Origin of the sequence: Dactylosporangium salmoneum (assembly GCF_039532525.1) — a bacterium.
Lineage (GTDB): Bacteria > Actinomycetota > Actinomycetes > Mycobacteriales > Micromonosporaceae > Dactylosporangium > Dactylosporangium salmoneum.
Genome location: NZ_BAAARV010000113.1, coordinates 26,435 through 32,904, shown reverse-complemented (window position 1 = coordinate 32,904; position 6,470 = coordinate 26,435). Strand labels below are relative to the sequence as shown.

8 protein-coding genes are annotated in these 6,470 nt (G+C 68.0%); 6 read left to right on the top strand and 2 right to left on the bottom strand.

Translation table 11 applies throughout. The features are described from left to right. The 5 genes from ABD352_RS50405 to ABD352_RS50385 all read left to right on the top strand — a co-directional run. Nucleotides 1-345: hypothetical protein (locus ABD352_RS50405; RefSeq protein ID WP_344619799.1), on the top strand; the 345-nt coding region annotated here is incomplete at its 5' end. A gap of 313 nt (nucleotides 346-658) precedes the next feature. Continuing rightward, a complete protein-coding gene (locus tag ABD352_RS50400; protein WP_344619798.1) occupies nucleotides 659-1,639 on the top strand; it encodes a hypothetical protein in 981 nt (326 codons plus the stop codon). Then, on the top strand, nucleotides 1,636-2,178 hold the full coding sequence (locus ABD352_RS50395) for an Ldh family oxidoreductase (protein ID WP_344619797.1): 543 nt from the start codon (nucleotides 1,636-1,638) through the stop codon (nucleotides 2,176-2,178). The genes ABD352_RS50400 and ABD352_RS50395 overlap by 4 nt, the downstream gene beginning before the upstream one ends. Before the next feature lie 403 nt (nucleotides 2,179-2,581). After that, a complete protein-coding gene (locus ABD352_RS50390; RefSeq protein ID WP_344619796.1) occupies nucleotides 2,582-2,854 on the top strand; it encodes an adhesin in 273 nt (90 codons plus the stop codon). Nucleotides 2,855-2,912: 58 nt separating this feature from the next. After that, nucleotides 2,913-3,188 (top strand): hypothetical protein, encoded by a 276-nt coding sequence (locus ABD352_RS50385; RefSeq protein ID WP_344619795.1) that lies wholly within the window; start codon nucleotides 2,913-2,915, stop codon nucleotides 3,186-3,188. Between the two features lie 9 nt (nucleotides 3,189-3,197). On the opposite strand, the gene ABD352_RS50380 is transcribed toward ABD352_RS50385, so the two are convergent. Together ABD352_RS50380 and ABD352_RS50375 are read right to left on the bottom strand one after the other, a co-directional pair. Continuing rightward, the gene (locus tag ABD352_RS50380) at nucleotides 3,198-5,465 is read right to left on the bottom strand and encodes a LamG-like jellyroll fold domain-containing protein (protein WP_344619794.1); all 2,268 of its coding nucleotides are present in this window, start codon (nucleotides 5,463-5,465) and stop codon (nucleotides 3,198-3,200) included. A gap of 188 nt (nucleotides 5,466-5,653) precedes the next feature. Continuing rightward, complete coding sequence (locus ABD352_RS50375; protein WP_344619793.1) at nucleotides 5,654-5,776, bottom strand: hypothetical protein; 123 nt, start codon at nucleotides 5,774-5,776, stop codon at nucleotides 5,654-5,656. Nucleotides 5,777-5,816: 40 nt separating this feature from the next. Between ABD352_RS50375 and ABD352_RS50370 the strand changes: the two genes are divergently transcribed. Further along, nucleotides 5,817-6,119, top strand: a complete 303-nt coding sequence (locus ABD352_RS50370) for a hypothetical protein (protein WP_344619792.1) — start codon at nucleotides 5,817-5,819, stop codon at nucleotides 6,117-6,119. Nucleotides 6,120-6,470: the final 351 nt, after the last annotated feature.

Below are 6,470 nucleotides of genomic sequence, written 5' to 3'. Positions count from 1 at the left end.
GTCCTGGAGCTCAAGAACATCGAGCCGATGGTCAACTTGCAGACCCTGGAAGAGCTCCTCACCGGTCGGTCGACCGAGGAGGTCACGCGCAACCCACGGCAGGGCAACATTTTGGAGTTCGATCCGGACGGTGCGGCGGTCGTCTCAGTCACCGCCGAACTTCAGCAAGCGCTCGCCACCAGCAACGCGGACACACTGCGGGCGGTAGCCCAGCGATGGGCCGAGACGGACGAACTGATCGGCTCCGACTCGGACGACCTCACCGACGTGCTGCTCCAACTGGCCCAACTGGCGCACGATGCCAACTCCCGGGGGCATGCCCTCTACTGCTGGTTGTCTCTCTGAACCCACTGAACCCGCATCCGCTGTCATCCCGAGCAGTACCGAACCACAGCGGCAACGCCACGCTTTGTCAGCGGCATGAGCGTGCACCTTGCTGAGCGTTCAGCGGTGATCGGCTTGGGCGTTTGCAGCATGTCGATGTGCAGTCGACACCGATTGGGCGCGCATCCAGCACCTCGGACCGGTTCACCGGTCTACCGTCGGCGGCGGCTCGACCCCGGCGGCACGGCTCTCGCGGTGGAACTGCCGCCCGAACGCGGCGTCCTCCTCGCTCGCGGGCGCCTCCTCCGTCGCGAACAGCGCCAGCGCCTCGGCGGTGCCGGCCGGTCTCGACGACCAGGTGCATGTCGCGCTCGCGAGGACGCAGCTGTACCGAAGCCTGCATCGGCAGGTACTGCTCGTCGGGACCAGCGCGAACAGCCGGCTCGCTCGCGAGCTGCATCGAGCGACAGCAAGCGCCGCCAGCCATTTGTACGGCGTCGAACCCGTCGCGAAACCGAGCTCACCCGTCGCTATGGCGATCGTTCGTGCCGCGGACGCAGCTGACATGGCCACCGCGATCTTGGCCAGCCAACTCGCGCAACCCGGCGCGGCCACGACACCGCGGCCACCAGCGCCTGAAGCTGCGGCGCTGCGCGAGGTTGGTCACGGCCGCGCGGCGGCGGTACACCGCATCGGCGAGGTCGTCACCGCGGCCACCAACTTCGACCACTACCTCGGAGTATGGCTGGCGCGCCACGCCGTCGTCGCCGCCGTCATCAGTGACGCTGATCGCGCCATTGCTGGTCCGCTGCGGCAGACGGCGGCTGGCACCGCACGATCGAACCACCCGTCGCCACGTGATGCACTGCGACAGAACGCGCCGCACCAAGCCCCTGCTCTCAACGACGTCAACACCGCCGTTGCGACCCTGGACACGGTCCGCGGCTGGCTCCTGCAGCACCGTGATAACCACACTGCCGTCGATCTCACCGCGCTGGCCGGACTGCGGCTGCCCAGCGAGTGGCCGGCCATCGCAACCAATACCAAACCCTTGCCGGGCCTCCGCGAGCTGCTCACCCGCCATCCACCAGCGTGGCGGGGACCCGATACAGCCGAGCGCAACGCCGCGAACGCTGGACGCCGAGTCGCGGCCATCACCGAGCAGGTGCGGCACCTGCGCCAGCGAGTCCGCAGTGCCGCCACCGCATCCGGCCAGACCGTCGCGGCAGCACCGCGGCCGGTAGCTCCCGCGGATGTCCACGACCGCACGCACGCCGCCGTGCCAAGGCTCAGCGAACTGAACATTGGGATTTGACCAGCTGGCATACGTCCCAGGTGGCGCTGCGCAAGCGGCTCGGCCAGCCGCTGGGCGAGGGCCTGGCCTTCGACGAGCACGGCCAGCCGACCACAGACCCCGCCGCGGCGCTGTCGGGCGCGTACACGGTGTGGGGCGGACACAAGGGCTCGGGACTGGCGATCGTGATCCAGCTGCTGGGCATGATGGCCGGCGCGGACGCCGACCCCGTCGGCATGTCCGGCTGCGGCTTCTTCATCGCCGCGATCGACCCCGGGATCTTCACGCCTGCCGACGACTTCCGCCGCCGGGTCGCCGCCTACGCCGAGTCCATCCGGACCTCCCGCCCGGTGGACCCGGCCAAGCCGGTGCGCGTCCCCTTCGACCGGGAAACCGAAACCAGGGCCGCGCGGCGGCGGGAGAACCGGATCGAGGTCCCCGACGTGGTCTACACCACCCTTCGCCAGGCTGCGGACAGCCCACTGGCCCACTCCACCACGGCCCTTCCCGCCTGGTGGCGGCCGCCGCGCCAGGCCAAGCCGGCCCGGCAGCGCTCATGACCGGCCGAGTCCAGGAACCGCTAGTTGCTCAGCCAGTACCCGTGGCGAATGATCAGCCGGACGGCGGCCCTGACGACCCAGATATCCTCGGCGCCCTCCATGAGCGCGATCTCGAGCTGCTCACGATCAGGGCGATCGACGTCGCGATCTTCTCAGAACTCCCTCTCAGCCGGATGTCACTCCATCGGAATGATCCTCCTTTCGATAACGGGCTCCGCAGTGGAGGGTGGCGTTCGTGCGCGCAGTTCACTCGTACCTGCGTTTGACACATCCGGCAATCCGCGCAAGTCTGGGCTGGTAGGGCGGGCCGCCATCACATCCGCGGCCCCGGCGCGGCGGGCTTCCTGAACAGCCGCGGCGCCGCAGCTCGCATTTATCACCAACCTGGAGGAGCAATTTCGTCATGGTTTTGCTGACCGACAACGCGGTGATGGCCATCCAGAGCCTTGCCGCCCAGCCTGGTGCACCGGAGGGCGGCGGCCTGCGCATCGCCGCCGACGAAACCCGCGGGTCGCTGCGGCTGAGCCTGGCGTCCAGCCCGGCGCAGGGCGACGAGGTCGTGGAGGAGTCCGGCGCCCGGCTGTTCCTGGACCAGACGGCCACCGAGGTGCTCAACGACAAGACGCTGGACGCCGGTGCCGGCAACGAGGGGCAGATCGAGTTCACCGTGACGTAGCCGCCCGGCTGACCAGTGACACCGCCGGCTAATGCCACTCGCAGCGATGCAGTGTCGCGTGACGGGCTTGGCGAAGCGGTCGCGGACGTCGAACCGTTCGCGGTGGCTGGGTGTGGTGGTGGCTGGTCGAGGCGCGGACCTGATCGAGGATGCCGTGGTGGTGCGCGATGCCGACTGCGGCGCGGAGAAAGTCCTCCGCTTCCTTAAGCTAAGGCCTGTCTGTCTCGTGGATCATCGGTGCCGGATGCGGTACATAGACGTGACGAGCGGGCCTGCCCATGCAGACCCGCTCGTCACGCTGCTGTCGCACAAGCCACGACCCTTGGCAGCATGAGGCCGCTCGCTACGCGTAGGGGGTCAGGAAGTCCCTCGGGCGCAGCGCCTTCGTGGTGATCCGGACGTCCCCGATCCAGCCGTAGAAGCCCTGGCCGTACTGCAGGTCGAACGAGGTCGCGCCGATCGCGAACGGCCGGGCCTGGGTGGCGATACCGGTCGACGGCTGGGTCGGATTACGCGCGATCTTCGAACCATCGATGTAGACGACGGTCTGCTTGGCGTCGTTCACCACGGCGATGTGCGTCCAGCGGCCGGTCGGCAGGGCGTGGCTCCACGAGGTCGGGTCGGCGTCCTGCTTGTCGGGGTAGACGACGTACTGCAGGAATCGCTCTGGGGAGATGTTCAGGCTGCAGGTGCACTCCAGCGTGGACCAGCCGGTGGTCTTTCCGGCGTCGCCGCTGCGCCCCTCCCAGCTCAGGATTCCCATCCAGGCATGGTCGCCCTCAAAGGGCTCGGGAAGCTTGATGAACGCCTCAATGGTGTAGCCGCTGGTGAACTTCATGCTGTTGATCGGCGCATTCGCGCCGGCGCGCAGGATGGCGCCGTGGTCGGGGCTCTTGCCGCCGTCGAAACGCAGGCTGCCGTGGGCCGGCTGACCGGCGTGGTGCTCGGGCGACCAGGTGAGCACCTGGCTCGATCCGTCGCTGATGTTCCACTCGGCGAGCTGGACGAGCGAGTCGCCGGAGTTCGCGGTGATGTTCAGCCGGTAGTAACGGTACGCGGTCGTGTTGGTGAAGCTGTAGGTGTTGGTGGCGAAGCGCCCGCTGAAACTCTGCCCCGTCCGCCGGTCCAGGTCGGTCCACGTGTTGGCGTCGTTCGACCCTTGCAGGGTGAAGTCCCTGGGGTCGCGGCCCGGCGCATCGTTCGCCGAGGTCAGCGAATACCACACCACCGTCGCGGGCTTGGTCAGCTGGTAGGTCACCCAGCCGGTCCGGCTGAACGCCAGCCACTTGGTCGACGGATTGCCGTCCTTGACGTTCGCGGCGGCCTCGTTCGGCGCGTTCTCGGCGCTCGCGGTCACCGCACCCACCAGGCTCCGCAGGCTGCCGGGTACCGCAGTGCCGATCACCTGAACGGTGAGATCGTTGCCGTGGCCGGTGAGGTCGCGGACCACCGTGCCCGCTGCGACCGGGGTTCCCGCGGTACCGGTGCCGGAGAGCCCTGCCGCGTCGAAGCGCCAATAGGCTGCGGTGCCATCGGGCATCACGGCACTGGCCGGACGTGGCGGAGGCGGAATCACCGGCGCGAACCCGCCGAACCGGGCGGCGAAGTCAATCTTCATGCTGAATCGGTCGACCGCGCTGGTCAGTTCGATCGTCTCGGCCTCCAGCGGCGTGCGCTTGGCCGAGTCGCGGGCGAGGAACCAGGGCGAGAACGTCTCGACGTCGATGACGTTGCGGGCCAGGTCGAAGTGGTAGAGCCAGATCATCCCCGCGCCGCCGTAGTAGCGGTCCTGGTAGTTGGTGATGTGGACCTGCACCTCGTTGCCCGCGGCGTTCTTGAGCGTCGCCCGGCCGGGCGGCCAGTAGTGGCCGTTGAGGGTGAGAAAGATCTGGTCGTTGTTCCGGATGAGCCGGTCCCAGAGCCGCTGGCCGTTGTCGGAGAGCTGAGCCTGGCCGGCGTCATCGGACCAGGCGAGGTCGTGCGTGGTCAGGATGACCGGGAGGGTCCGGTGCTCGTTGATCACGTTCTGCGCCCACGCGAGGCCCTTGTCCGAGACTCGCCAGTCCAGCGCCAGCACCAGCCAGTCCCGGCCGCCTGCACGCAGCACGTGGTAGCTGTTGTAGCCGTCGGGCGAGGCGCCGCCGAAGGTCCGCATCTTGGCGAAGCGTTGCGGCCCGAAGGCGCGCAGATAGACGCTGTCGCCGCGCTGGTCGTCGGTCGACGAGCGGATGTCGTGGTTGCCGGCGAGGACGCTGTAGGGCAACTTGCCGTCGAGTGTGCGGAAGGTGTCGCTGGCCAGCGTGACCTCATGTTCGCTGCCGTGCTCGGTGACGTCGCCCAGATGCGTCATGAAGACGATGTTCGCGTCCTTGCGTTCCTGCGCGAGATAGCGGAACGTCGCCTTGAGTGGCTCCGGGTCGGAGCTGTCCTCGTCGAAGAGATACTGCGTGTCCGGCAGCACCGCTAGCGCGAAGCGCGGGCTGTCCGCATCGACCGGCCCCTCGGCGGCGGCGGCCGGGGCGGCGGGGGTGGCGAGCAACGATGCGGTAGCGCCCGCCGCGGGAGCGGCGAGCACGGCCTGCAACAGGGTACGGCGCTCAATGTTGACCATAGAGAGGGTCTCCCGGAAGTGGTTGTGCTGAGGCCGTCGACGCTGCCGGGCGGCAGTGAGCACCCACCGACACCCACCTGAACACCGGTGGGCAGCCAACCGAAGATCATTTGGCCTCACGCTGCACCGTTGCGCTGATCGGATGGCAGTTTCGAGAAACTTGGGAAGATCATCTTCTCCCCGTCACCTCAGGGAAGGATCGGCTTCTTCCCATAGAAGTCGGTCACGGCGCTACAGGCCTGCTTCGGCTCCCAGGTCATATCGGGGTAGGTGGTGCCGCGGCCGTGGGCGTACGTCTTGACCAGGCTCAATGCGCCCGTGTCGAGGTCATATCGAGCGTCGGGATCGTGGGTGGACAGCGGTTCGACGAAGGTGCAGACGAACCGCGCCGTCGACGCCGGCAGCGTCGAGGATCGTCAGGTCTTCGATGATGCGCCGCGCCTGCAACGCCTTGTCCCGGACGTGACGGCCCTTGACCCGCGAGCGGATGAGCCGTCCTGCGAGCGGAACGTGGTGCAGCAGGGACGTCACCGGGCCGGTGACGTCGGTGCCCAGGTTGCCGTCACGTCGGTGCCTCGGCAGGTGCGCATGCCGTGCTCGGTGACGACGACCGGCTTGCCGCGGGCGAGCAGCGGCCGGAGCTTGTCCAGGTAGGGCCATGCTCGCCGCCGCGTTCCTGGTGGCCACCCGAGCCCGCGGAGCCGCAAAGAGGGCACCGACGACGGCGAGCACACACACCGATCCCGTTGACCAGCGCCGAAATCCGCCGCCTGCGCAGCAAACTCGTCCTCATCGGACGGACCACGGCCGGACACGTGCGGCACTGGTCCAACTGGCGCCGCCATCGACAAGCATAAGCGAAAGCCAGCCATTACCACAAACAGCTCGAACAGTGCCATACGTGATGAAAAGCCCTAGTACAGGGCGGCGTTCGCCGCAGCCCCGCCACGTACGTGTCGACGAACCAGCGGTGACCAAACTGTTTCGTCCCGGTTAACGGAGGCC

Bases quoted from the DNA above. Each gene is read 5' to 3' on its own strand.
- ABD352_RS50390 (WP_344619796.1), top strand. From the start codon at position 2,582: ATGGTTTTGCTGACCGACAACGCGGTGATGGCCATCCAGAGCCTTGCC.
- ABD352_RS50380 (WP_344619794.1), bottom strand. From the start codon at position 5,465: ATGGTCAACATTGAGCGCCGTACCCTGTTGCAGGCCGTGCTCGCCGCT.